General features: G+C 71.5%; 23 protein-coding genes and 1 pseudogene. 14 read left to right on the top strand and 10 right to left on the bottom strand.

All coding sequences use genetic code 11. The annotated features are described in order from the left end of the window. The first annotated feature begins 6 nt into the window (after positions 1-6). From crcB (AQJ67_RS06910) to AQJ67_RS50385, 11 genes are all read left to right on the top strand, one after another. A complete protein-coding gene (crcB, locus tag AQJ67_RS06910) occupies positions 7-468 on the top strand; it encodes a fluoride efflux transporter CrcB (RefSeq protein ID WP_062717151.1) in 462 nt (153 codons plus the stop codon). After that, positions 465-869: a DUF190 domain-containing protein gene (locus AQJ67_RS06905; RefSeq protein WP_062717150.1), complete on the top strand. Its 405-nt coding sequence runs from the start codon at positions 465-467 to the stop codon at positions 867-869. The genes crcB (AQJ67_RS06910) and AQJ67_RS06905 overlap by 4 nt, the downstream gene beginning before the upstream one ends. After that, entirely contained in the window at positions 866-1,240 is a 375-nt protein-coding gene (gene crcB, locus AQJ67_RS06900) for a fluoride efflux transporter CrcB (RefSeq protein ID WP_062717149.1), read from the top strand. Before AQJ67_RS06905 ends, crcB (AQJ67_RS06900) begins: the two co-directional genes overlap by 4 nt. A 93-nt stretch (positions 1,241-1,333) precedes the next feature. Further along, the gene (locus tag AQJ67_RS06895) at positions 1,334-2,173 is read left to right on the top strand and encodes an undecaprenyl-diphosphate phosphatase (RefSeq protein ID WP_062717148.1); all 840 of its coding nucleotides are present in this window, start codon (positions 1,334-1,336) and stop codon (positions 2,171-2,173) included. A 191-nt stretch (positions 2,174-2,364) separates the two neighbouring features. Next, positions 2,365-3,042 carry a FadR/GntR family transcriptional regulator gene (locus AQJ67_RS06890; protein ID WP_062717147.1) on the top strand — a complete coding sequence of 226 codons (678 nt, stop codon included), beginning with the start codon at positions 2,365-2,367 and terminating at the stop codon, positions 3,040-3,042. Further along, positions 3,039-4,478, top strand: a complete 1,440-nt coding sequence (locus AQJ67_RS06885; protein WP_062717146.1) for an amino acid permease — start codon at positions 3,039-3,041, stop codon at positions 4,476-4,478. Before AQJ67_RS06890 ends, AQJ67_RS06885 begins: the two co-directional genes overlap by 4 nt. Before the next feature lie 53 nt (positions 4,479-4,531). Continuing rightward, on the top strand, positions 4,532-5,548 hold the full coding sequence (locus tag AQJ67_RS06880) for an asparaginase (protein ID WP_062717499.1): 1,017 nt from the start codon (positions 4,532-4,534) through the stop codon (positions 5,546-5,548). A gap of 118 nt (positions 5,549-5,666) precedes the next feature. After that, positions 5,667-7,076: an aspartate ammonia-lyase gene (aspA, locus tag AQJ67_RS06875; RefSeq protein ID WP_062717145.1), complete on the top strand. Its 1,410-nt coding sequence runs from the start codon at positions 5,667-5,669 to the stop codon at positions 7,074-7,076. 56 nt (positions 7,077-7,132) lie between these two features. Next, complete coding sequence (locus tag AQJ67_RS06870; protein ID WP_062717144.1) at positions 7,133-8,074, top strand: glutaminase; 942 nt, start codon at positions 7,133-7,135, stop codon at positions 8,072-8,074. A gap of 227 nt (positions 8,075-8,301) precedes the next feature. Continuing rightward, positions 8,302-9,696, top strand: a complete 1,395-nt coding sequence (gene mptB / locus AQJ67_RS06865) for a polyprenol phosphomannose-dependent alpha 1,6 mannosyltransferase MptB (protein ID WP_062717143.1) — start codon at positions 8,302-8,304, stop codon at positions 9,694-9,696. Further along, positions 9,693-11,045, top strand: a complete 1,353-nt coding sequence (locus AQJ67_RS50385) for a glycosyltransferase 87 family protein (protein ID WP_062717142.1) — start codon at positions 9,693-9,695, stop codon at positions 11,043-11,045. Before mptB ends, AQJ67_RS50385 begins: the two co-directional genes overlap by 4 nt. Positions 11,046-11,125: 80 nt before the next feature. On the opposite strand, the pseudogene AQJ67_RS44800 reads toward AQJ67_RS50385, so the two are convergent. The 4 genes and pseudogenes from AQJ67_RS44800 to AQJ67_RS06845 form a co-directional block, all read right to left on the bottom strand. Next, positions 11,126-11,965 (bottom strand): annotated as a pseudogene (locus tag AQJ67_RS44800) (D-alanyl-D-alanine carboxypeptidase family protein); the annotation flags it as partial. Positions 11,966-12,058: 93 nt separating this feature from the next. Next, positions 12,059-13,195 carry a transcription termination factor Rho gene (gene rho, locus AQJ67_RS06855; protein WP_062717141.1) on the bottom strand — a complete coding sequence of 379 codons (1,137 nt, stop codon included), beginning with the start codon at positions 13,193-13,195 and terminating at the stop codon, positions 12,059-12,061. Between the two features lie 241 nt (positions 13,196-13,436). Further along, complete coding sequence (locus AQJ67_RS06850; protein ID WP_062717140.1) at positions 13,437-14,264, bottom strand: class I SAM-dependent methyltransferase; 828 nt, start codon at positions 14,262-14,264, stop codon at positions 13,437-13,439. 78 nt (positions 14,265-14,342) lie between these two features. Beyond that, positions 14,343-14,741, bottom strand: coding sequence for a nuclear transport factor 2 family protein (locus AQJ67_RS06845; protein ID WP_062717139.1), 399 nt, complete (start codon positions 14,739-14,741; stop codon positions 14,343-14,345). Positions 14,742-14,811: 70 nt separating this feature from the next. Between AQJ67_RS06845 and AQJ67_RS06840 the strand changes: the two genes are divergently transcribed. Both AQJ67_RS06840 and AQJ67_RS06835 read left to right on the top strand, forming a co-directional pair. Further along, a complete protein-coding gene (locus AQJ67_RS06840) occupies positions 14,812-15,369 on the top strand; it encodes a PadR family transcriptional regulator (RefSeq protein WP_062717138.1) in 558 nt (185 codons plus the stop codon). A 5-nt stretch (positions 15,370-15,374) separates the two neighbouring features. Further along, the gene (locus tag AQJ67_RS06835; RefSeq protein WP_062717137.1) at positions 15,375-16,100 is read left to right on the top strand and encodes a class I SAM-dependent methyltransferase; all 726 of its coding nucleotides are present in this window, start codon (positions 15,375-15,377) and stop codon (positions 16,098-16,100) included. A 129-nt stretch (positions 16,101-16,229) separates the two neighbouring features. Here the strand turns inward: AQJ67_RS06835 and AQJ67_RS06830 are convergent, their stop codons facing one another. The 3 genes from AQJ67_RS06830 to AQJ67_RS06820 all read right to left on the bottom strand — a co-directional run bounded on the left by AQJ67_RS06830 (position 16,230) and on the right by AQJ67_RS06820 (position 19,395). Then, on the bottom strand, positions 16,230-16,973 hold the full coding sequence (locus tag AQJ67_RS06830) for a GntR family transcriptional regulator (RefSeq protein ID WP_062717136.1): 744 nt from the start codon (positions 16,971-16,973) through the stop codon (positions 16,230-16,232). Positions 16,974-17,103: 130 nt separating this feature from the next. Continuing rightward, positions 17,104-18,270, bottom strand: coding sequence for a serine hydrolase domain-containing protein (locus AQJ67_RS06825; RefSeq protein ID WP_062717135.1), 1,167 nt, complete (start codon positions 18,268-18,270; stop codon positions 17,104-17,106). A 156-nt stretch (positions 18,271-18,426) separates the two neighbouring features. Continuing rightward, positions 18,427-19,395: an acetylxylan esterase gene (locus AQJ67_RS06820; protein WP_062717134.1), complete on the bottom strand. Its 969-nt coding sequence runs from the start codon at positions 19,393-19,395 to the stop codon at positions 18,427-18,429. A 102-nt stretch (positions 19,396-19,497) separates the two neighbouring features. Here AQJ67_RS06820 and AQJ67_RS06815 point away from each other — a divergent pair, with 102 nt between their 5' ends. After that, complete coding sequence (locus AQJ67_RS06815) at positions 19,498-20,877, top strand: 8-oxoguanine deaminase (protein WP_062717133.1); 1,380 nt, start codon at positions 19,498-19,500, stop codon at positions 20,875-20,877. Between the two features lie 41 nt (positions 20,878-20,918). Here AQJ67_RS06815 and AQJ67_RS06810 read toward each other — a convergent pair whose 3' ends face one another. From AQJ67_RS06810 to AQJ67_RS06800, 3 genes are all read right to left on the bottom strand, one after another. After that, complete coding sequence (locus tag AQJ67_RS06810) at positions 20,919-21,503, bottom strand: Rv1733c family protein (protein ID WP_062717132.1); 585 nt, start codon at positions 21,501-21,503, stop codon at positions 20,919-20,921. Between the two features lie 95 nt (positions 21,504-21,598). Continuing rightward, positions 21,599-22,354: a ferredoxin reductase gene (locus tag AQJ67_RS06805; RefSeq protein WP_062717498.1), complete on the bottom strand. Its 756-nt coding sequence runs from the start codon at positions 22,352-22,354 to the stop codon at positions 21,599-21,601. A gap of 112 nt (positions 22,355-22,466) precedes the next feature. Beyond that, a complete protein-coding gene (locus AQJ67_RS06800) occupies positions 22,467-23,072 on the bottom strand; it encodes a sulfite oxidase-like oxidoreductase (protein WP_062717131.1) in 606 nt (201 codons plus the stop codon). Positions 23,073-23,079 lie beyond the last annotated feature (7 nt).

The raw sequence follows: 23,079 nt of genomic DNA, 5'->3' as shown, positions 1-23,079 counted from the left end.
ACGACCATGACAGCCCCGGACACCGAGAGCCTGCGCGCCCCCGTCCGTGCGCCGCGGCCACCCGCGTGGCGGGCCCAGGCGCCCGTCGTCGCGGTCGTCGCGCTCGGCGGGGCGATCGGCGCCACCGCCCGGTACGCGGCGTCCCTGTGGTGGCCGGCCGGGCCCGGCGGCTTCCCCTGGGCGACGTTCTGGATCAATGTCGTGGGCTGCGCAGTGATCGGCGTGTTCATGGTGGTCGTCACCGAGGTGGGGGCGGCCCACCGCCTCGTCCGTCCCTTCTTCGGCACCGGCGTGCTCGGCGGCTTCACGACCTTCTCCACGTACGCCGTCGACATCCAGAAGCAGCTGGACGCCGGTCACCCGCGCGTGGGCCTGGCCTACCTCGCCGCCACCCTCGTCGCGGCGCTCACGGCCGTCTGGCTCGCGGCGACGGCCACCCGCCGCATCCTGAAAGCGAGGCAGCCATGACCAGGCTGACCGGCAGGGCGCTGCGCCTGACCGTCTTCGTCGGCGAGCACGACACCCGGCACCACAAGCCCCTGTACGCGGAGATCGTGCACCGCGCCCACGCCGCCGGCCTCGCGGGGGCGAGCGTCTTCCGCGGCATCGAGGGCTTCGGCGCCTCCTCCCTGATCCACACCTCACGACTGCTGTCCCTGAGCGAGGACCTGCCGGTCGCGATCGTGATCGTCGACACCGAGGAACGCGTACGGGCCTTCCTGCCACAGCTCGACGAACTCGTCACCGAGGGTCTGGTCACCCTCGACGACTGCGAGGTCATCCGGTACACCGGCCGTGGCCACACCCCGCCGGAACCGCCCGAAGAGGACGCCGGAGGTAAGAACACGGAAGGTAAGAGGGCGCCGTGAACTGGCTCCTGGTGATCGCGGGCGCCGTCGTCGGCGCGCCCCTGCGCTATCTCACCGACCGTGCGGTGCAGTCCCGGCACGACTCGGTGTTCCCCTGGGGCACCTTCCTGGTCAACGTCAGCGGCTGTCTGATCCTCGGCCTGATCACCGGCGCGGCGGCCCAGGGCGCCGCCAGCTCCCACCTCCAGCTGCTGCTCGGCACCGGCCTGTGCGGCGCCCTGACCACCTACTCGACCTTCTCCTACGAGACCCTCCGGCTCGCCGAGACGGGCGCCGGGCTCTACGCCGTCGCCAACATCGCGGGGAGCGTGACCGCGGGACTCGGTGCGGCGTTCGTGGGGGTGTCGGTCGCCCAGGGGGTGTGGTCCTAGGCCGCCGCGTGGCGCTGTCGGCGCGGGGATCACACCCGCACCTGGTAGGACAGAGCGCGCCACTGTCCCGCCGAACCCCCGGAACTGGATCCCATGAGCGTCATCAGCGTCGGTCAGGCCGTCGTCCTCGGAGCCGTCGAGGGGGTGACCGAGTTCCTGCCGGTGTCCTCGACCGGGCATCTGAAGATCGCCGAGGGGCTCATGGACATCCCGGTCGACGACGACGCGGTCGTCGGGTTCTCGGCCGTCATCCAGGTCGGCGCCATCGCCGCCGTGCTCGTGTACTTCTTCAAGGACATCGTGCGGATCGTCTCCGCGTGGCTGCGCGGGCTGCGGGACAAGGAGGAGCGGTACCACCACGACTACAAGTTCGCCTGGTGGGTGATCTACGCGACGATCCCGATCATCGCCGTGGGCCTGGCCGCCAAGCCGCTGATCAAGGGGCCGCTCGCCTCGCTGTGGGTCGTCGCGGGGTCGCTGATCGTGGGCAGCGGGGTGATGTGGGCGGCGGACCAGATGGGGCGGCACAAGCGCGGTGAGGACGACACCTCCTTCAAGGACGCGATGCTCGTCGGCAGCTCGCAGATCCTCGCCCTGCTCTTCCCTGGCTTCTCGCGCTCCGGCGCCACGATGTCCACGGCGCTGATGCTCGACCTGGACCGGGTCGCCGCCACCCGCCTGTCCTTCTTCCTCGGCATCCCGGCCCTCACCGGCGCCGGCATCTACGAGCTGAAGGACGCCCTCGGCACGACCGGCGCGGGCGCGCTGCCGCTGGCGGTCGGGACCGCCGTCTCCTTCGTCGTCGCCTACGCCTCCATCGCCTGGCTGCTGAAGTTCGTCGCCAAGCACTCGTTCAACGCGTTCGTGATCTACCGGATCGTGGTCGGCGTGCTGCTGTTCGGGCTCTTGGGGACCGGCGTGATCAACAGCTGACCCGCGACCGACGGACAACCGTGGACCGTACCGGGGACCCGGCCGGGTGTGAAGTCGGTTTTCAGGCGTCGCACCCGGTGAATTTTTCCTTTCGGCTCCCTTGACACCACCCGCGGCTCACCCGGAGTATCTCTCCCGTGAACCTGTCAGACAGCCGGACAGCCGGACAGCCGCCGCGACGCGTCAGCGCCATGGAAGCGGTCCTGGCACACCTCCGTAGCGCCATCGAGCGCGGCGAGTACGCCATCGGCGACAAGCTGCCCTCCGAGGCGGAGCTCTGCCGCACCCTGGAGATCAGCCGCCCCGTCCTGCGCGAGGCCCTCAGGGCCCTGCAGACCATGGGCCTGACCGTCTCCAAGACCGGCAAGGGCACCTTCGTCGTCGCCAACGCCGTCGAGGACCCCACCTTCGGCGACTACGCGGCCAGCGACCTGCTGGAGGTCCGCCGGCACGTCGAGATCCCGGTCGCCGGGTACGCGGCCCTGCGCCGCACCCCGGAGAACCTCGACCACCTGGCCCATCTGCTCGACCGGATGGAACGGGAGACGGACACCACCGCGTGGGTCGCGATGGACACCCTCTTCCACCTGGCCGTGGCCGAAGCCGCCCAGAACCCGGTGTTCCGCCGGGTCATCGAGGAGATCCGCGACGCGCTGGCGCGTCAGTCGGCCTTCCTCAACGAGCTGGGCGGCCGCCGCGAACAGTCCAACCGCGAGCACCGGGCCATCGTCGAGGCGCTGATCGACGGTTCCGAACTCGACGCGACCGACGCCATGGCCCACCACCTCGACCGCGTCGAGACCACCCTCACCGACATCGTGCGCCCCGCGCGCACGAACAGCCCCACGGAAGGCGGACCCGAGGCGTGAGCGAGCAGCAGTTCAAAGAAGAGACGCGCCCCCAGTCCGGTCACGTAGACGCCGGAGACCTCGGCTACAGCAAGTCGCTGAAGTCCCGGCACGTCAACATGATCGCCATCGGCGGAGCCATCGGCACCGGCCTGTTCCTCGGCGCGGGCGGTCGGCTCGCCGACGCCGGCCCCTCCCTGTTCATCGCCTACGCGGTCTGCGGAATCTTCGCCTTCCTCGTCGTGCGCGCCCTCGGCGAACTCGTCCTGTACCGCCCGTCCTCCGGCGCCTTCGTGTCCTACGCCCGGGAGTTCATGGGCGAGAAGGGCGCGTACACCGCGGGCTGGATGTACTTCCTCAACTGGGCCACCACCGGCATCGCCGACATCACCGCGGTGGCCACGTACACCCACTACTGGGGCATGTTCTCCGACATCCCGCAGTGGGTGATCGCGCTGATAGCCCTGGCCATCGTCCTCACCGTGAACCTGATCTCGGTGAAGATCTTCGGCGAACTGGAGTTCTGGTTCGCCATCGTCAAGGTCGGCGCGCTCGTCGTCTTCATGTGCATCGGCATCTTCCTGCTGGTCACCCAGCACCCCGTAGACGGCACCACCCCCGGCCCCTCCCTGATCACCGACCACGGCGGCCTCTTCCCCAACGGCCTGCTGCCGATGCTGCTGATCGTCCAGGGCGTCGTCTTCGCCTACGCCTCCGTCGAGCTGGTCGGCGTCGCCGCCGGTGAGACCGAGAACCCCGAGAAGATCATGCCGAAGGCGATCAACTCGATCATGTGGCGCGTCGGCCTGTTCTACGTCGGCTCGGTCCTCCTGCTGTCGATGCTGCTGCCCTGGTCGTCGTACAAGGCGGGGGAGAGCCCCTTCGTCACCGTGCTGTCCAACATCGGCATCCCGGCCGCCGGCGGCGTCATGAACCTCGTCGTGATGACCGCGGCCATGTCCTCGCTCAACTCCGGCCTGTACTCCACCGGCCGCATCCTGCGCTCCATGGCGATGTCCGGCTCCGCCCCGAAGTTCACCTCGGTCATGAGCCGCAGCCAGGTCCCGTACGGCGGCATCCTGCTCACCAGCGGAATCTGTGTCCTCGGCGTCGGCCTCAACTTCGTCGTCCCCGCGGACGCGTTCGAGATCGTGCTGAACTTCGCGGCGATCGGCATCCTCGCCACCTGGGGCATGATCATGATCTGTCACCTGCTCTTCTGGCAGAAGACCCAGAAGGGCGAGCTCGACCGCCCGAGCTACCGACTGCCGGGCTCCCCCTGGACCGAAGTCGTGACGCTGGCCTTCCTCGCCTCCGTCCTGGTCCTCATGTACGCCGACGGAGGCGCCGGCCGCACCACCGTGCTGTGCCTGCCGCTGATCGTCCTGGCGCTGGTCGCGGGCTGGTTCGGCATCCGCCGACGGGCCGCGCGCACCGCGAGCAAGACCGACGCGTGACCCTCGTGTCGGTCGACGACCCCTCATCGACCACTCACCACAACCAGGTAGTGATGTACAGCAGCTCCATAGCGGACGCACCCCTTGTCCGCGAACCCCTCCACGCCCCCGTCGCCCACCTCATACGCGGCGGAATGATCGAAGGCATCCACTACGGCTCCGTCGTCGTCCTCGGTGCCGACGGCGAGGTCCAGTTCCAGCTCGGTGACATCGAGGCCGCCTTCTACCCGCGCTCGGCGCTCAAGCCCGTCCAGGCCGTCGCCATGGCGCGGGCCGGGCTCCCGCTCGACGGTGAGCTGCTCTCGCTCACCGCGGCCAGCCACTCCGGCGAGGAACGCCACCTCGGCGGCACCCGGCGCATCCTCGAACTCGCCGCGCTCACCGAGGACCACTTGCGCAATGTCCCGGACATGCCGTTCGACCCGGTCGTCCGGGACGCCTGGATCCGGGACGGTCGCCTGCCCTCCCGGCTCGCCCAGAACTGCTCCGGCAAGCACGCCGCCATGCTGTACACCTGTGCCCTGAACGGCTGGTCCCTGGACGACTACCTCGATCCCGGGCACCCGCTCCAGCAGGCCGTCGCGGAGATCGTCGAGGACCTGACCGGTCAGCGGATCGCTCGCGCCACCGTCGACGGGTGTGGGGCACCGTTGTTCTCCGTCTCGCTGCACGGGCTCGCCCGCGCCGCTGCTCGCATCGCCACCGCGGCGCCGGGTACGCCCGAGGCCCGGGTCGCGGACGCGATGCGGGAGCATGCGGAGATGGCGTCCGGCACCGGGCGGGATGTGGCCGCGCTGATGCGGGCCGTGCCGGGGCTGCTCGCCAAGGACGGGTTCGAGGGCGTTCAGGTCGCCGCGCTGCCGGACGGGCGGGCCGTGGCTGTGAAGATCGCCGACGGGGCGAATCGGGCGCGAGTCCCTGTGGCGGCGGCGGCGCTTGCGTGGGCCGGGGTTGATCCCGGGCTGCTCACCGAGTTCCAGGGCGAGGCGCTGCTTGGGGGCGGCCAGGAGGTCGGGCGTGTGCGGGTCGTTCGTTCGCTGGAGCCTGTTGTTGTTACGGCCTGCGCCTGAGGATGTGCCGGGCTTGTAGTTCAGCGGCTGCGGGTCCGTTGTGGCTTGTCGCGCAGTTCCCCGCGCCCCTATGGGGCGCGCCCACCCTCAATGCCTTTGAAAGAGGAACCGTTCCCTCATGAACGTCGTCACCCGTAGCGAGCATGATCTGCTGGGCGATCGGGATGTCCCCGTCGATGCCTACTGGGGTGTTCACACCCTGCGGGCCACGGAGAACTTCCCGATCACCGGGACGCCGATCTCCGCCTACCCGCATCTCATCGACGCCCTCGCGGCCGTCAAGGAGGCCGCCGCTCTCGCCAACCAGGAGCTCGGTCTGCTGGAGGCGACCAAGGCCGACGCCATCGCCGCCGCCTGCCGCGAGATCCGGGCCGGGAAGCTGCACGACCAGTTCGTCGTCGACGTCATCCAGGGCGGCGCCGGGACGTCGACCAACATGAACGCCAACGAGGTCGTCGCCAACCGGGCGTTGGAGCTGCTGGGCCACCAGAAGGGCCAGTACGAGTACCTGCACCCCAACGAGGACGTCAATCTCGGGCAGTCGACGAACGACGTCTACCCGACCGCCGTCAAGGTCGCGACGGTGTTCGCGGTGCGCGGGCTGCTCAAGGCGATGTCCGTGCTTCAGGACTCCTTCGCGCGCAAGGCCGTCGAGTTCCGCGACGTGCTCAAGATGGGCCGCACGCAGTTGCAGGACGCGGTGCCGATGACCCTCGGTCAGGAGTTCTCCGCGTACGCCGTCATGATCGACGAGGACCGGTCCCGGCTGGCCGAGGCGGTCGAGTTGATCCATGAGATCAACCTGGGCGCCACAGCCATCGGCACCGGCCTCAACGCCCCCGCCGGATACGCCGAGTCGGCCCGCCGCCATCTCGCCGACATCACCGGGCTCCAGCTGGTCACCGCCGCCAACCTGGTCGAGGCGACCCAGGACTGCGGGGCGTTCGTCCAGATGTCCGGCGTGCTCAAGCGGATCGCCGTCAAGCTCAGCAAGAGCTGCAACGACCTGCGACTGCTGTCGTCCGGGCCGCGCGCGGGCCTGGGCGAGATCAACCTGCCGCCGGTGCAGGCCGGTTCGTCGATCATGCCCGGCAAGGTCAACCCGGTGATCCCCGAGGTCGTCAACCAGGTCGCCTTCGAGGTGATCGGCAACGACGTCGCCATCACCATGGCCGCCGAGGCCGGACAGCTCCAGCTCAACGCCTTCGAGCCGATCATCCTGCACAGCCTGTCGGAGTCGATCACCCACCTGCGGGCCGCCTGTCTGACCCTCGCCGAGCGCTGCGTGGACGGCATCACCGCCAACACCGAGGCGCTGCGCCGGACCGTGGAGAACTCCATCGGCCTGGTCACCGCGCTGAACCCGCACATCGGGTACACGGCGGCCACCGACATCGCCAAGGAGGCCCTCGTCAGCGGCCGTGGCGTGGCCGAACTCGTCCTGGAGAAGGGCCTGTTGCCGGCCGAGACCCTCGCCGACCTGCTCCGTCCGGAGGTCGTCGCGGGCAGCGGCCAGGCCCTGGCCTGACCAGCAGGAACACCCCCTCACTCCGGGATGCGCGCCGGGAGCGGCGGGAAGGCACAATGGTGATCATGGCAGCGTCGACGTCGTCACTGACCTTCCAGCCGATCCTGGAGCGCATCGCGGAGGAGATCGAGCGGACCCCCGGCCGCGGCCGCCCCGCCGACTACATCCCGGCACTCGCGGCCTGCGACCCGCGCCGCTTCGGCATGGCCGTCGCGGAACTCGACGGCACGGTGTACGGCGTGGGGGACTGGCGCGAGCCGTTCTCCACGCAGTCCATCACCAAGGTCTTCACCCTCGCGCTCGACCTGGCCCGCGAGGGCGACGCCCTCTGGGAACACGTGGGCCGCGAGCCCTCCGGCAACCCCTTCAACTCCCTGGTCCAGCTGGAGTACGAGAACGGCATCCCCCGCAACCCGTTCATCAACGCGGGCGCCCTCGTCGTCACCGACCGCCTGCAGACCCGTACCGGAGACGCCGCGGGCGAACTCCTGTCCTTCCTCCGCGCCGAGAGCGGCAACCCGGCCCTCGACTTCGACCAGGACGTCGCCGCCTCCGAGTCCACACACGGCGACCGCAACGCCGCCCTCGCCCATTTCATGGCGTCCTACGGCAACATCGACAACCCGGTACCGGTCCTGCTCGACCAGTACTTCCGGCAGTGCTCGATCAAGGCCTCCTGCGCCGACCTCGCCCTCGCCACCACCTTCCTCGCCCGCCACGGCGTCCGCTCCGACGACACCCGCCTCCTCACCCGCAGCCAGGCCAAACAGGTCAACGCGGTCATGCTGACCTGCGGCACCTACGACGCGGCAGGCGACTTCGCGTACCGGGTGGGCCTGCCCGGAAAGAGCGGCGTCGGCGGCGGCGTCATCGCGGTCGTACCGGGCCGCTGCACGCTGTGCGTATGGAGTCCCGGCCTGGACGAACGCGGCAATTCGGTAGCAGGAGTAGCGGCACTCGACCGCTTCACGACACTGACAGGCCTGTCAGTGTTCTGACAGAACTTCTCGGGCTGGGGCCGCGGCGATTTCCCTGAGGGGCGCGGGGAACTGCGCGACAAGCCCCCACCGGCCCGCACCCTGCGAACCACCGCACCAGGCAGACGGGTACCAGCCTGCAACGCCCTCGCATGAGATCACCGGCCAGTCACAGTCCGGCTGCCCCCCGGAGGGCCCCCCGTCAACTCAAAGCCACCCGGCGTTGACACGCTGACCGAGTGTTGGCCATGGCTTTCCCCATCGATCTCCGCCGCTGCCAGATCCTAGGTCTGGCAGGCACCGCCTTCCTCGCCCTGGGCGGTGAGACGGCCGGCGCCCTGCCGGTCCGGGAACTCCTGGCCCCGAGCTCGGTGCACGCCGCCCTGGGCCTGGTCGGCGTGTACTTCGGCGTCGTCCTGCTGATAGCGGCGTGGCTGCTCCTCGGCCGCCTCGTGCGCAGCGCCGACCCACCGACCCCGCGCGCCCTGCTGCTGGTGCTGGCCGTGTGGGCCACCCCGCTGCTGATCGCACCGCCGCTGTTCAGCCGGGACGTGTACAGCTACCTGGCGCAAGGGGCCATGGTCGACGCGCACATCGACGTGTACGCGTACGGTCCCGCCCACCTCGGCGGCCCGCTCGCGGACGAGGTCGCCCCGCTGTGGCGGCACACGGGCGCCCCGTACGGCCCGGTGTTCCTCGGCGTAGCCTCGGCCCTGTCCGCGCTGACCCGCGGTGAACTCCCCGCCGGGCTCCTCGGCATGCGCCTGATAGCACTCCTCGGGGTGGCGCTGATGGCGGCCGCCCTGCCGCGCCTCGCCCGCCACAGCGGCGCCGACCCGGCCGCCGCGCTGTGGCTGGGCGCCCTGAACCCGCTCGTGCTGCTGCACCTGGTCGCGGGCGCCCACAACGACGCGATCATGCTCGGCCTGCTCGGCGCCGGCCTGGTCGCGGCGCTCGGCCGGTGGCCGGTCCTGGGCGCCGTACTCGTCACACTCGCCGCGCTCGTCAAGGCACCCGCCGCGCTGGGCCTCGCCGCGGTCGTCCTGCTCCAGATACGCTCCGGCCGCCACCCGGCGAAGGCCGTCCTGAGCACGGCGGCCGCGTCCGCCGCCACCACGGTCGCCGCGACGGCCGTCGCGGGCACGGGCTACGGCTGGATAGGCGCCCTGGACACCCCGGTCTCCCCGCAGAACTGGGCCCTCACCAGCCTTCTGGGCCGGGCCACCGAGTCGCTGCTGACCAGGGTCGGCAGCGATCTGGCACCGCTGGCCGTGCCGGTGTGGCACGTCTTCGGACTCGTACTCACGGCGGTCCTGGTGCTCCTCATATGGTGGCGCTGGCGTCCACGCCCGGTGTACGCGCTCGGTCTGAGCCTGGCGGCCGTGGCCGCGTTCGGACCCGCGATCCGCCCCTGGTACGCCCTGTGGGGCCTGTTCCTCATCGCCGCCGCGGCACCGAGTACGTCGGTACGGCACCGGGTGGCCGCCGTGACGGGCGTGCTCGCGCTGGCCGTGCTGCCCAGCGGCGGCTCCGCGGACGCCGGCCAGCTGGTGCTGGCGGTCTCCGGGGGCGTACTCGCCGTGGTCGTCCTGTGGCAGGCGCATCTCGCGGCGCAGGCCCCGGCGTTGGAGCGCACCGCATGAAGCTGCCCCGCACCGAACGCGGCCGGCTCGCCCTGGTCCTGGTCCTCGCCGCCGCCGTGACCGTCTTCACCGCGACCGTGCCGCTGCTGCGCGACTGGTTCGACCTGCGTGTCTACTACGGCACCGTCGACAGCTGGATCCACCACGGCGGCCGTATCTACGACTACCGGGTGCCCGGCACCACGTACGGCTTCACCTACCCGCCGTTCGCGGCCGTCGTCATGCTGCCCATGGCGCTGGTCGATCTGCATGTCGCGATAGCGGTGGCGCTGTTGCTCAATGTGGCGGCCCTGGCGTTCGCGCTGCGGGTGCTGGCGGGGCGGGCCTGGCGGCGGTACGGCTGGTACGGCGGTGCGCTGGCGGTGTGCGGGCTCGCCCTGTTCGAACCGCTGCGCGACACCTTCAGCTTCGGCCAGGTGAACATCCTGCTGCTGGCCCTCGTGCTGCTCGACTGCTGGTTGCTGGCGACCGGCCGGGAGCGCTGGGCGGGCGTGGGCATCGGCCTCGCGGCGGCGATCAAGCTGACGCCGGCCGCGTTCATCGGTCTGCTGCTGGTGGCCCGGCGCGGGCGAGCGGCCGCCGTGGCCACGGCCGTCGCCGCGGCCGCCACGGCACTGGCGGCCTGGGTGGCCCCCGACGCGTCCCGCTTCTACTGGACGCACGCGATGTGGGACACCACCCGGGTGGGCCGTCTCGACTACGTCTCCAACCAGTCGTTGCAGGGCATCCTGGCCCGCCTGGACGTGTCGAGCCGCGCGGTCTGGGCGGTGGTGGTCGTGCTGGTGCTGGCCGTGTGGGTGGCGCGTGCGCGCCGGGCGGTCGTGGCGGGGGACTGGACGGCGGCGTTCGCCCTGACCGGGCTGACCGCCTGCCTGGTCAGCCCGATCACCTGGGTCCACCACCTGGTCTGGCTGCTGCCGTCCTTCGCCGTCCTGGTCCGCGCCGGGCGCCCGCGGATCGCCGCCGCGCTGTACGCCGTGCTGTGCACCAGCGTGGTGTGGCTGTGGTTCGACGACGCGTCCGGCGTCGACGGCTTCCTCGGCAGCAACACCTACGCCTGGATCACGCTCGGCCTGCTGCTGTGGCTGCCCGTCGGTCAGTCCGGCGCCGACGGCTCGACCCTGCCGCGCGTCACCAGCGACACGGCCCCCGCCCCCACCCCGGCGGCGCCCACGATCGCGAAGGCCTCCGGCCAGCCGGCCCTGCCCTCGGGTTGCACCGCGGCGACCACCGGCAACGTCACCGGCCCGGGCCTCGGCCTGGCCCGCAAGGCGTCCAGCGACCCCACCGGCTCGACCCGCCCCGCCGCCCCGAACCCCCAGTCGAGCAGCTCACCCGCCTCTTCGTAGACGGCGAACCCGCCCGCCCGGGGGTTCATCACCGTGACGACGAGCGTGCGCTCGCCCCGGCGGGCGGCGGCGACGAGCGTGTTGCCCGCGCGGCTGGTGTAGCCGTTCTTGATGCCGATCAGGCCCGGATACCGGCCCACGCCGTCCGCGCCGGTCAACAGCCGGTTGGTGTTCCGGATCTCGTACGACCAGCCGCCGCCCCTGCCCGGAAACCTGGCCACCGCCGTGCCGCAGTACCGCGTGAACTCGGCGTTGCGCAGCCCCGCCCGGCCGAACACCGCCAGGTCGTACGCCGACGACACCTGACCCGGTGTGTCATAGCCGTCCGGTGACATCACGCGCGTGTCGAGCGCACCCAGCGCACGGGCCTTGGTCTGCATCCGGGCGGCGGTCTCGCGCCAGCCGCCGTTCAGTGCGGCCAGCACCCGCACGGCGTCGTTCCCGGAGCTCAGGAACACGCCGCGCCACAGATCGGCGATCCGGTACGTGTGTCCCTCGGCGACCCCGACCAGACTGCTGCCCGGCCCGATCCCGGCGAGTTCCTCCTCGCGCACCGTGTGCCGGATGCCGCCGGGCAGGGTCGGCAGCACGGTGAGGGCGAACAGCGTCTTCAGGGTGCTGGCGGGCGGCATCCTGCGGTGCGCGTTGTACGCGGCGAGCACCTCGCCGGAATCGGCGTCGGCCACCAGCCACGACAGCGCGGAGGGGCGCGGAAGCCGGGGCGCCTCGGCGTGGGGCCGCACATGCGGGCCGGACCGGTACAGCAGCGCGGGCTGCGGTGTCACGGCCCGGTGTCCGCCGGGCGGGTCGGCGTCCTGCCCGGTGCGGGCGACCGCGGTGGCCGGGGCGAGCGCCAGCAGGCCGGCCGCGCACAGCGCGCAGGTGGACACGAGAGCCCGGGTGGTAAATCCGATCTTCATACCGCCAACGTAGGAAGGGTCCCGCCGTACAGCGCGCTGCCCGGGCCGGTCGGGGTGCGCCTGCACCCGTACGGGCGATCCCTCAGGGGCGTGTCACGCGCCCGGCAGCGTCGGCTGGATCCGCCGCAGGAACGTGGCGTTGTCGGGTGTCTCGCGCATCCGCTCCAGGAGGGTCTCCAGGTGGGACTGGCCGTCCCGGGTCTGCAGCGCCCGGCGCAGACCGCGTACGGCGGTCAACTCGGCCGGGGGCAGGAGGAGTTCCTCGCGGCGGGTGCCGGAGGGGTTGATGTCGACGGCGGGGAACACTCGGCGGGAGGCGAGGTCGCGGCTCAGCCGCAGCTCCATGTTGCCGGTGCTCTTGAGCTCCTCGAAGTAGAAGTCGTCGGCCCGGGAACCGGTCTCCACCAGGGCCGTCGCGAGGACGGTGAGCGAGCCGCCCTCCTCGGCCAGGCGCGCGGCGCCGAAGAACCGCTTCGGCCCGTGCAGCGCGGTCGCGTCGACGCCGCCGCTCAGGGTGCGGCCACCGGACGCGGCCGCGTTGTTGTGCGCCCGGCACAGCCGGGTCAGGGAGTCGAGCAGGATGACGACGTCCTCGCCCGCCTCCACGAGCCGCTTGGCCCGTTCGATGACGAGCTCGGCGAGCGCGATGTGCTGCTTGGGCGCCCGGTCGAAGGTCGAGGCGTACACCTCGCCGCGCACCGAGCGCCGCATGTCGGTGACTTCCTCGGGGCGCTCGTCGAGGAGCACCACCATCAGCCGGCACTCCGGGTGGTTGTCGGCGACGGCCGCCGCGATCTGCTGGAGCAGCACGGTCTTGCCGGTCTTGGGCGGGGCCACGATCAGCCCGCGCTGGCCCTTGCCGACGGGCGCGATCAGATCGGCGACCCGCCCGGTCAGGCCGGACGCCGGGTGTTCGAGACGGATCCGCTCACGCGGGTGAAGCGGCGTCAGCTCGCCGAAAGCGCGGCGGTTCCTGCCGGAAGCACGGCCGTTGACGCGGGCGACTTCCGTGAGCGCGTGCCGGTCGCCGTGCACGCCGTCGACCAGGTCGCCCTTGCGCAGGCCGTGGCGGCGGATCAGAGCGGGGGAGACGTGCGGGTCGGAGGGGGAGGGCAGCAGGTTCTCGGCGCGCAGGTGGCCCTTCCCGCTCGCGTCGATGTCGAGGACACCGGTGACGGCCCGGGCCGGGGGCTGCTGCTGGACCGGGGGGTGTTCGAGTGTGGTGGTCATGTGGGTCGGTCCTTTCACGGACGGAAGGCATGGGACATGCGGAGGGAAGGGAGTGCCGCGGACTGCGGGAAGGCGGTCAGATCGCCTTCGGGCGGCGGGAGAACAGCACCTCGGATACGGCGGAACCACTGGTCACGAGGTGGTGAGGTGATGCCGGTACGACCGGCGAACTGAAGGTGAGACAGCACTGGCGCCCAGGACCGGGCGTACACAAGTGCTGTCTGGACGGTACCACGGTGGTTCAGCGTGTGGCGAGCAGTCCGTACAGCAGGGGGATGCGCGGCTCGGGGAGCCGCCACCAACCGGACGCCGTACGCACCATCTGAGGCCAGCGGGGCCAGGGGAGCTCGTCGCTCTCCGTGAGGCGCCGGATGGTCAGTCCCGCACGTACCAACGCGTTGACGACCTCGCTTATTCCGTGCATCCACTCATAGCTGTCCGTGGCGCCCTCGACGGCCGGACCGTCGGTGTAGGTGTGCGTCGCGTCCCGGTGCACGGGGCCACCGCCGCCCAGGTAGTCGTGGCGCAGCAGCAGCTCGGGTCCCTCGCCCGGACCGGGTTTCGGGCCGAGGGAGTTGAGCAGCGGATGGAACTCGACGAGGTACAACCGGCCACCGGGACGCAGGAGTCGGGACACGACGTCGGCCCAGCGGTCGAGGTCCGGCAGATAGCACAGCGCGCCCTTGCCGGTGTAGACCACGTCGAACCGCCGCCCGCCCAGGGCCGTCACCGCGTCGTACACATTGGCCCGTACGTACGTGACGTCGAGCCCCGCCTTCTCGGCGATCCCGTTCGCCGCGGCCACGGACGCCTCGGAGAAGTCCAGGCCGACGGCCCGCGCCCCGCGCTGCGCGAAGGCGATCGTCTCGGTGCCGAGGTGGCACTGGAGATGGAGCACATCGCGACCGGCCAGCTCACCGAGGTCGTCCCACTCGAAGGAGGCGAACCAGCGCGCGGGATCGAGATCCTGGTCGAGGCCGTAGAACCGGCTCGCGAGATGGACGGGTGTGCGGGCGTCCCAGTTGGCCTGGTTGGCCGACATCATCCGCGCGTGCTCGTCGGTGCTCATGAGGACATCCAACCGCGAACGGGTCACGCGCGGCGGCAGGAATTCCGGACACGCGCACCTTCCGGCCGGACGGGGCCGTCACGCCGAGCGCGCCTCCGCCTCCTTCGCGATCTGCTCGAACTGTGCCCCCATCGCCTCGGCCAACGCCTGCGCGCCGGACAGCGGGCGGACCATGACCATGAAGTCGTCGATCAGCCCGTCCTCGTTCACCCGGAGGAAGTCGCAGCCGGTGATCTCCCGGCCGCCCACGCGCGCGGTGAAGACCAGCGCGTGGTCGCGGCCGCCCGGGTCGTTGATCTCCCGCACATAGCGGAAGTCCTCGAAGACCCGCACCACACCGCGCAGGATGGCCGCCGTGATGGCCTTGCCGGGGTACGGCTTGAACACGACCGGGCTGGTGAAGACGACGTCCTCGGCCAGCAGGGCCTCCACGGCCTCGAAGTCGCCTGCCTCGACCGCCTCGCGGAACGCGTGCATCGGCTCACCTTATAGTCAATTAGTTGAGTAGGTGTCGATGAGAATAATCACCTGCTGTTACCGTGTCCATATGTCCCTCAGGTACGCCGTCCTCGCCGCCCTCCTGGAGGGCGAGGCCTCGGGCTACGAACTCTCGAAGAGCTTCGACGTGTCGTTCGCCAACTTCTGGCCCGCGACCCCGCAGCAGCTCTACCGGGAGCTGGAACGCCTCGCACAGGACGGCCTGGTCGAGGCCCGGTTCGTACAGCAGGAGCGCCGGCCGAACAAGCGGATGTTCACCCTCACCGAGGCCGGCCGGGAGGACCTGCGGGCCTTCGCCGCCGAGCCGCCCCGGCGCCCCACGGCCGTCCGTGACGAACTCCTGATCAAGCTCCAGGCCATGGAGGACCCCGAGACCACCAGGGCCCTGATCGAGGAGCGCATGTCGTGGGCACGCGGCAAACTCGACCGCTACGCCCGGGTCCGCGACCGCCTCCTCGACGGACGTACCGAGGACGAGTTCCTGCGCGAGTCCGACCGCGTCGGACCGTATCTGACGCTGTTGCGCGGTATTTCCTTCGAGGAGGAGAACCTGCGCTGGTGCGAGCGCGTGCTCGCCGTCCTTCAGCAGCGCGTCGCCGCGGGGTGACGCGGATGTTCAGCCCCGAAGGCCCCTCCCTGCGTGAACTCGCCGTCCAGGCCCTGTCGTCCGTCGAGCGCGGCTACGACCTGCTCGCCCCGAAGTTCGACCACACCCCGTTCCGTACGCCGGAGTCGGTACTCGCGGCCGTCGCGACGGCGCTCGACCGGATCGGCCCGTACGACGACGGCCTCGACCTGTGCTGTGGGACGGGCGCCGGCGCTGACGTGCTGGCCGAGGTGTGCCGACGCAGCGTCACCGGGGTCGATTTCAGCGCCGGCATGCTCGATGTCGCCCGACGCCAGGTGGGGGCCGGGGGTGCGCGCGTCGCCTGGGTGCGTGCGGACGCCCGTGCCCTGCCGTTCACCTCGGCCTTCGACCTCGTGGTGAGCTTCGGGGCGTTCGGCCACTTCCTCCCCCATGAGCTGCCGGGCCTGTTCGCCCAGGTCCACTCCGTGCTGCGACCCGGCGGAACCTTCGCCTTCCCGGTCGTGGCCCCACCCCGCGCCACGTCCCCCGCGTACTGGATGCTGCTCGGCTTCGACGCGGTGATGCGGGTGCGCAACGCCGTGTGGCGGCCGCCCTTCGTCATGTACTACCGGGCCTTCCGGCTCGGCGAGGTGCGCGCCGAGCTGGAACGGGCCGGCCTCCGGGTGGAACTCGCGGCCCTGCCGGAGTTCGGGCGGCGAGCGGACGGGAGCCCGCGGGTGCGGATGGTGGTGGCGCGCCGTCCTGACTAGGAGAGTTGGAAATGCGGACTAGATTCTGTAATCCGTCCCGCCACCGACGACCTCCAGCTCGCCGGACGTGACAAGGCCGAGCTGACGGCCGGTTGCCGACGCCGGCCCGGCAGGCGAGGGGCTGCGCGCTCAGCCCGCCGCCGGCAGCGTGAACTCGTAGACCAGGGCGTCCTGTTGGGCGTCCATGACGAGGTCAGTGATCTCCAGGGGGCGGGCGTACTGATCGTGCACGCGCCGGGTCACCCGCACCGAAGGCGCGCCCGGGAGGCGGGTGATGGCGTCGTGGTGGTGCAGCGTGAGGCCCGCCCGACGCATCCAGTCGTAGGCGCGGCGCAGCTCGGCCGACCCGGTGCCGTCGGCCCGGTCGCGGCAGCGGGCCAGCTCCGCCACCTCGGCGAGCGCCACCGCGGAGAACGACGTCACGGCGGTGCGTCGGCCGTGGCCGTCGGCGCCCGCGGACTCGTAGCGGTGCACCAAGGTCGGCCGGTGCGGGGCGAGCCCCAGCGCCTCGGCGTGTTCCGGCGGGGGAGTCTCCCAGGCGACCGTCGCCCGGTCCACCGCGCCCGGGGCCGTGGACCGGGCGCCCACCGGGAAGGTGAGCGTCGAGGGGGTCTCGACCGGCGGACCGGACAGGGTGGCATGGCTGCCCCGCCGGTCGGTGGTGACCAGACCGCTGTGGCGCAGCACCTCCAGGGCCTGCCGTACGGTCTCCCGGCTGACCCCGAAGTGCAGCGCCAACTGCCGTTCCGCCGGGAGCCGTTCACCGGGGGGTATGGTGCCGTCGCGCAGCTCGCCGAGCAGTCGGGTGGCGATCCTCCAGTACAGCGGCTGCGCTTCGGTGAGCGGGCGGTCGTGCGGGGTGGTGCGGACCATGCCGCGCCTCCTGTTGGTGACGTGTCGTAGCCGTGCGGGTTCGTTGCGCCACCAGATCCAAGCATTGGTCTAAACCAGAAAGAAAGGGCGGCCTGTCACTTCGGCCGAAACGACCCGCGTGAACCGTCGCTCACAGAGCGCCGTACACGGCGTCGATCAGCGCCATCTTCCTCGGGTCGTCCGCGATATGAGGCCCCATCCGGTTCATCACGTAGCCCAGCGACACTCCCGCCTCCGGATCGGCCAGACCGCACGAGCCGCCGAAGCCGTCGTGTCCGAAAGCCCGTGGATTGGGTCCGTACGAGCCGTTCTCCCCGCTCAGCCAGAGGCCGAGACCGACCTCGGTCTCGTTCTCGAACCCGGCCCCGACCACCAGATCGCGGCAGCTGCCCTGCCCCTCGCGCACCCGCTCGGCGGCCTCGGGCGACAGGACGCGGTGGCCGTCGTACGTCCCGCCACCAGCGAAGATCCCGTACAGCGCGGCGATGGCCCGTGCGGTGCCGTGTCCGTTCGCGGCGGGGATCTCGGCGGCCCGCCACTCGGGCGAGTTGGCCTGCTCCGCCCCCACCGCCGGGTTGACCATCGCGGCCAGGGCGGCGGGCGCCAACTGGCTGAAAATCTCCGCCTGTTCACTGCTCGACATGGCCGGCGGCTGCACCAGCTCGGCCGCCCGCCCGGACTCCTTCTGCGGCAACCCGATCGCGAAGTCGATCCCGAGCGGCCCGGTCACCTCCCGCTCCAGGAAGGCCCCGGGCAGCAGCCCCGACACCCGCCGCACGACCTCCCCGACCAGGAACCCGTACGTGAACGCGTGATACCCGGACCGCGTCCCCGGCGCCCACCACGGCTCCATGGCCGCGAGCCGCTGGGTCGTCAACTCCCAGTCGCAGAGCTGCTGGAGCGAGTGCGGCTCCCGCAGACCGGACAGACCGGCGCGATGCGACAGCAGATGCCGTACGAGGATCTCCTCCTTGCCCGCCGCGGCGAACTCCGGCCAGTACGCGGCCACCGGCGCGTCCAGGTCGAGCAGCCCACGGTCGGCGAGGATGTGCGCGCACAGGGCTGTCGGACCTTTGGTCGTCGACCACACGTTGACCAGCGTGTCCCGCTGCCAAGGGCGGCTGCGCGCCGCGTCCGCCCACCCGCCCCACAGGTCCACCACGGTCTCACCGCCGACCGTGACCGCGAGGGCCGCGCCCAGTTCCCCGCGCTCCCGGAAGTTCGCCTCGAACACCGTCCGCACCGCCGCGAACCGCGGATCGCAGTGCCCGTGCACCTCTGTCTCGTGCTCCCTCATGAGCCCACCCCTCGTCCTCCGCCGGAAGCCCGGGCCGCGACAGCGAGGCCCGGGCTCCCTGAACATACCGACTGGTCGGACTGGATGGAAGGTGCCGAACGCGCCGACCTCACCCGAGGCCGGCGCACCCCGCGCACCCTGAGCACCGGGCGTCCCTCAGGCGTGCGCGCGCAGCCAGTCCAGCTTGGCCGCCTCGTGGAAGGGGCCGCCGCCCTCGTGGTCGTTGAAGTCGTACACCTCGATGTCCTTGGTGTCGTGAGCCCAGGCGTTGAAGGCCGCGAACACGGTCGACGGCGGGCAGGTCTGGTCCTCCAGGGCCGCCGAGAACAGGGCGGGCGCCCGGCCGCGCGCCGCGAAGTGCACGCCGTCGAAGTAGGACAGGGTGCGCAGGACGTCCTCGGAACGGCCCCGGTGCGTCTTCAGGTAGAGGCCGATCTCGCGGTACGGGTGGCGGTCCGTGAGCGTCGTCGCGCGCGGGTAGTCGCACAGGAACGGCACGTCCGGCGCGACGGCCGTCAGGTCCGGCACCAGGCCGCCCACGGCGATCGTGATGCCGCCGCCCTGGCTCGCACCGATCGCGACCGTGCGCGAGGCGTCGGTCAGCGGATGCGAGCGGGCGGCCTCGACGGCACGGACCGCGTCCGTGAACACCCGGCGGTAGTAGTAGTTCTCGGGCGCGTCGACGCCCCGTGTCATGAACCCGGGAAACGCCGGTGCCGCCCCCACCGGGTCCGGCGTCCCGCCGCCGGCACCCCAGGCGCTGCCCTGGCCGCGCGTGTCCATCATGAAGTGCGCCCGGCCCGACGAGGCCCACAGCAGGTTCTCGTGCGGCAGCCCACGCCCACCGCCGTACCCGATGAACTCCACGACCAGCGGCAACGGCTCGGTGGCCGCGGCGGGCAGCCGCAACCAGCCCTTCACCGGGTGACCGCCGAACCCGGCGAACGTCACGTCGTACACCCGCACCGTGGCCAGCCCCGTGTCGACCGGCTCGAAGCGGGCGTCCAGATCGTGTCCGCGTGCCTCCTCAAGGGTCTTGGACCAGAAGGAGTCGAAGTCCCCGGGCTCGACGGACCTGCTGCGGTACTCGCGCAGTTCGTCCAGCGGAAGGTCGAACAGGGCCATGGAGGACCGCCTTTTCGAAGAGTGACTGCGGGCGACCACACCGTACGGGTGAGGTCGGAGGACTCGCCAGATCTCTCCCGGTCAACCGCCTACCATGACGCCATGACGTCTGCCGTCGAAGCTCCGGTCCAGGCAGTGGAACTGCTGATCAGGGACGCCGCACTGCTGGTCGTGGACGGAGAGCGGGAGATCCCGGGAGGCTGGCTGGCCGTCACCGGTGATCGGGTCACCGCCGTCGGCACGGCCGGGAGCGAGCCCGAGGCCCGCACGACGGTCTCGGCGGCCGGACGACTCGTCACCCCCGGTCTCGTCAACACGCACCACCACATCTACCAGAACCTCACCCGCTCCTACGCGCCCGCCGTGAACGGCTCCCTGTTCGACTGGCTGACCACCCTCTACCCCCTCTGGGCGGGCTTCGACGAGGAGGCCGCGTACGTGTCGGCGTACGTCGGCATGGCCGAACTGCTGATGGGCGGCTGCACCACGTCCTCCGACCATTTGTACGTCCACCCCCGGCCACGCCTCGTCGACGCCGAGATCCGCGCCGCCCGCGACATCGGCTTCCGCTTCCACGCCACCCGCGGCTCGATGACCCGCTCCGTCGACGACGGAGGGCTGCCGCCGAGGAGCGTCACCCAGACCGAGGACGAGGTGCTGGCCGACAGCGAGCGCCTGATCCGGAGCTACCACGACCCCGGACCCGGCGCACTGGTCCGGGTCGCGCTCGCGCCCTGTTCACCGTTCTCGGTGACCAAGTCCCTGATGACCGCGACCGCCGAACTCGCCGAGCGCCACGACGTACGGCTGCACACCCACCTCGCCGAGGACCACGACGAGGACACCTACTGCCTGGAGACCTACGGCTGCCGCCCCGTCGAGTACTTCGAGGAGACGGGGTGGATGAGCGACCGCAGCTGGGTCGCGCACTGCATCTACCCGAACGACACCGAGCTGCGCCGTCTCGCGGCGGCGGGCGTCGGCGTCGCGCACTGCCCCAGCTCCAACATGCTCATCGGCTGCGGCACCGCGCGCGTGAAGGAGATGCGTGAGCTTGGTCTGCCCGTCGGCCTCGGCTGCGACGGCTCGGCCTCCACGGACCACGCCTCCCTCTGGATGGAGACCCGGGCCGCGCTGCTGCTGGGCCGCTACCGCGGCGGACCCGGCGCGATGACCGCCCGCGATGCCCTCGACGTCGCCACCCGTGGCTCGGCGCGCTGCCTGGGCCGGGCCGACGAACTGGGCCATCTGCGCCCCGGCGCCTGCGCCGACCTGGTCGTCTGGGACCTGCACGAGGTCGCCCTGGCCGGTGCGGTCAGCGATCCGGTCGAGGCCTGGCTGCGCTGCGGCCCCGCCCGGGCCTGGACCACGGTGGTCGGCGGCCGGATCCTGGTCGACCGCGGCGAGCCCCGGCTGCCGGGACTGGCCGATGCCCTACGGACGCACGACGGCATCGCCCGCCGTATGCAAGAGACCGCGTAGGGCCTATGGGCCCGGGGCATACCAGTCCATGCCATGCCGGGTCATGCCCGACGGCCCGTCCACTCCGGCTCCGTCGCGGCCCACTCCTGTTCCCATTCGGCCAGACGGCGGCGCATCGCTGTGTGGCGTACGACCATGTGGCCCAGGAGGATCACGCCGACCGTGCCGCCCGTGGCGCAGACACCGATGGTGATGGCGTGCTGCAGGATCGCCCTGCCGTCCGCAGGCGGGGCCACGCTCCGACCCTGGGAGTCCAGCCACACGTCGACCGTCTCGCCGTTCCGCGCGCCCGCCGGGACGCGCGCCGTGGCCGTGCGCGCGGTGCCGTCCGGCTCCGCCCAGCGCACGGCCGTCCTCGCGGACGGCTGCCGTCCGCCATGTGCCATGGGCAGCGTGTCGGAGGGCCTGCCGACGACCTCGGCCCGGACCTGCCGGCGTTCGGCGCGCTGTTCCTGGGCCGTCACCCGGGCGCTGTCATGGGCCCACCAGGCCGTCAACACCCCGACCAGGGGCGCCAGCACGAGGAGCAGGACGGCCACCACCGCCAACGTCCACGCCTCGACGACATCCGACCGGCGCCGCAGCGAACTGCGCCGTCGGTACCGGTCCCGCACCAGATCTCGCATGACGTCCAGGTACCCCGTACGCCGGACATCGTTCCTGACGATCCCGGACGAACACGCGGCCCCGGTGCGGACCGCCGGGCCGCTGGCACCGCCGTTCAGCCGAAGCGTTCGATCCGGATTCGGTCCACAGGCTGACCGGCCGCCACCAGCAGCCGGGACGCGTGCTCGGCGAAGCCGTTGGACCCGCACACATAGGCCTCCCACCCACCGGGAGGCCGCTCGGCCAGGAGGGACGCCACATGTGCGGCGGCCATACGTCCCACGGCCACACCCTGCGGCGCACTCCGGGTGAACACGGGCGTCGTCTCCGCGCCGTACTCCCGCGCGTAGATCAGCTCCTCGGGGCTGCGCGCCGACACCAGCAGCCGCAGCGGCACGTCCAGGCCACGTGCCCGGTGGTGGCGCACCATCGACATCAGCGGTACGACACCCGAGCCGGCGCTGACCAGCAGCGCGGGCCGGTCGCCGGGCCAGGCGAAGAAGCCGCTGAGCGGGCCGCGCACCTCGACCGTGTCGCCGGGCTCGGCCACCGAGTGGAACCAGCCGGACACCTCACCGCCCTCGACATGGTCCAGGGTCAGCTCGATGTGGCCGGAGTCGTCCGGTGCGGACGCGATCGAGTAGTGGCGCTGGGCCACATAGCCGTCCCGCGCGGTCAGCCGCAGCATCAGGTGCTGGCCCGGCAGGTGACCCGCCCAGGCCGGCACCGCGAACCGGAAGGTGGCGGCGTGCGGGGTCTCGCGGCGGATCTCGGTGATCGTCGCGGTCTGCCACAGCGCGGCGGCCCGGTTGCTGACGGCGATCCGCCCGGGCACGGCGAAACGGGTCGAGGGAGCGAACGTCTCTGTCACAGCCGCCTCAGTCACGGTCACATCGGTCACGGTCACGTCGGTCGCGGTCACGCCAGTCACCGGCACGCCAGTCGCAGTCACGTCCGTCGCAGTCACGTCCGTCGCAGTCACGTCAGTCACCGGAGTACCGCTGCTCCTCCCAGGGGTTGCCCCGGGCGTGGTAGCCGTTCTGCTCCCAGAACCCCGGCTCGTCGCGGTCGAGGATCCGCAGGCCCGCGATCCACTTGGCGCTCTTCCAGAAGTACAGGTGCGGCACCAGCAGCCGTGCCGGGCCGCCGTGCTCCGGGGCGAGCGGCTCGCCGCCGTACTCCCAGGCGATCCAGGCCCGTCCACCGGTCAGGTCGGCGAGCGGCAGATTGGTGGTGTACCCGGTGTGCGAGTAGGCGACGGCATGGGTGGCGGACCCATGGGGCCGGACCACATCAAGGAAGCTGTCCAGCGAGACACCCCCGAACCGCACCCCGAACTTCGACCAGCTCGTCACGCAGTGGATGTCGCCCTCGTACACCGACGCCGGCAGCTCGTGGGCCTGCTCCCAGCTCCAGGTGCGCGGCTCCTCGACCAGGCCGTCGACGCGGAAGGTCCATTCGGCGGGCGTCAGCTCGGGGGTGACCTCGGCGGACAGGACGGGCCAGTCGTCGCCCGCGTCGTACTGACCGGGCGGCAGCGCGGCGTTCTGGACGCGTGGGCGTCCGGTGAAGCCTCGGGTGACGTTCATACGGGGA

The organism is Streptomyces caeruleatus (assembly GCF_001514235.1).
GTDB lineage: Bacteria > Actinomycetota > Actinomycetes > Streptomycetales > Streptomycetaceae > Streptomyces > Streptomyces caeruleatus.
The sequence above is the reverse complement of the archived record's forward strand: the minus strand, read 5'-3'. Positions and strand labels throughout refer to the sequence as shown.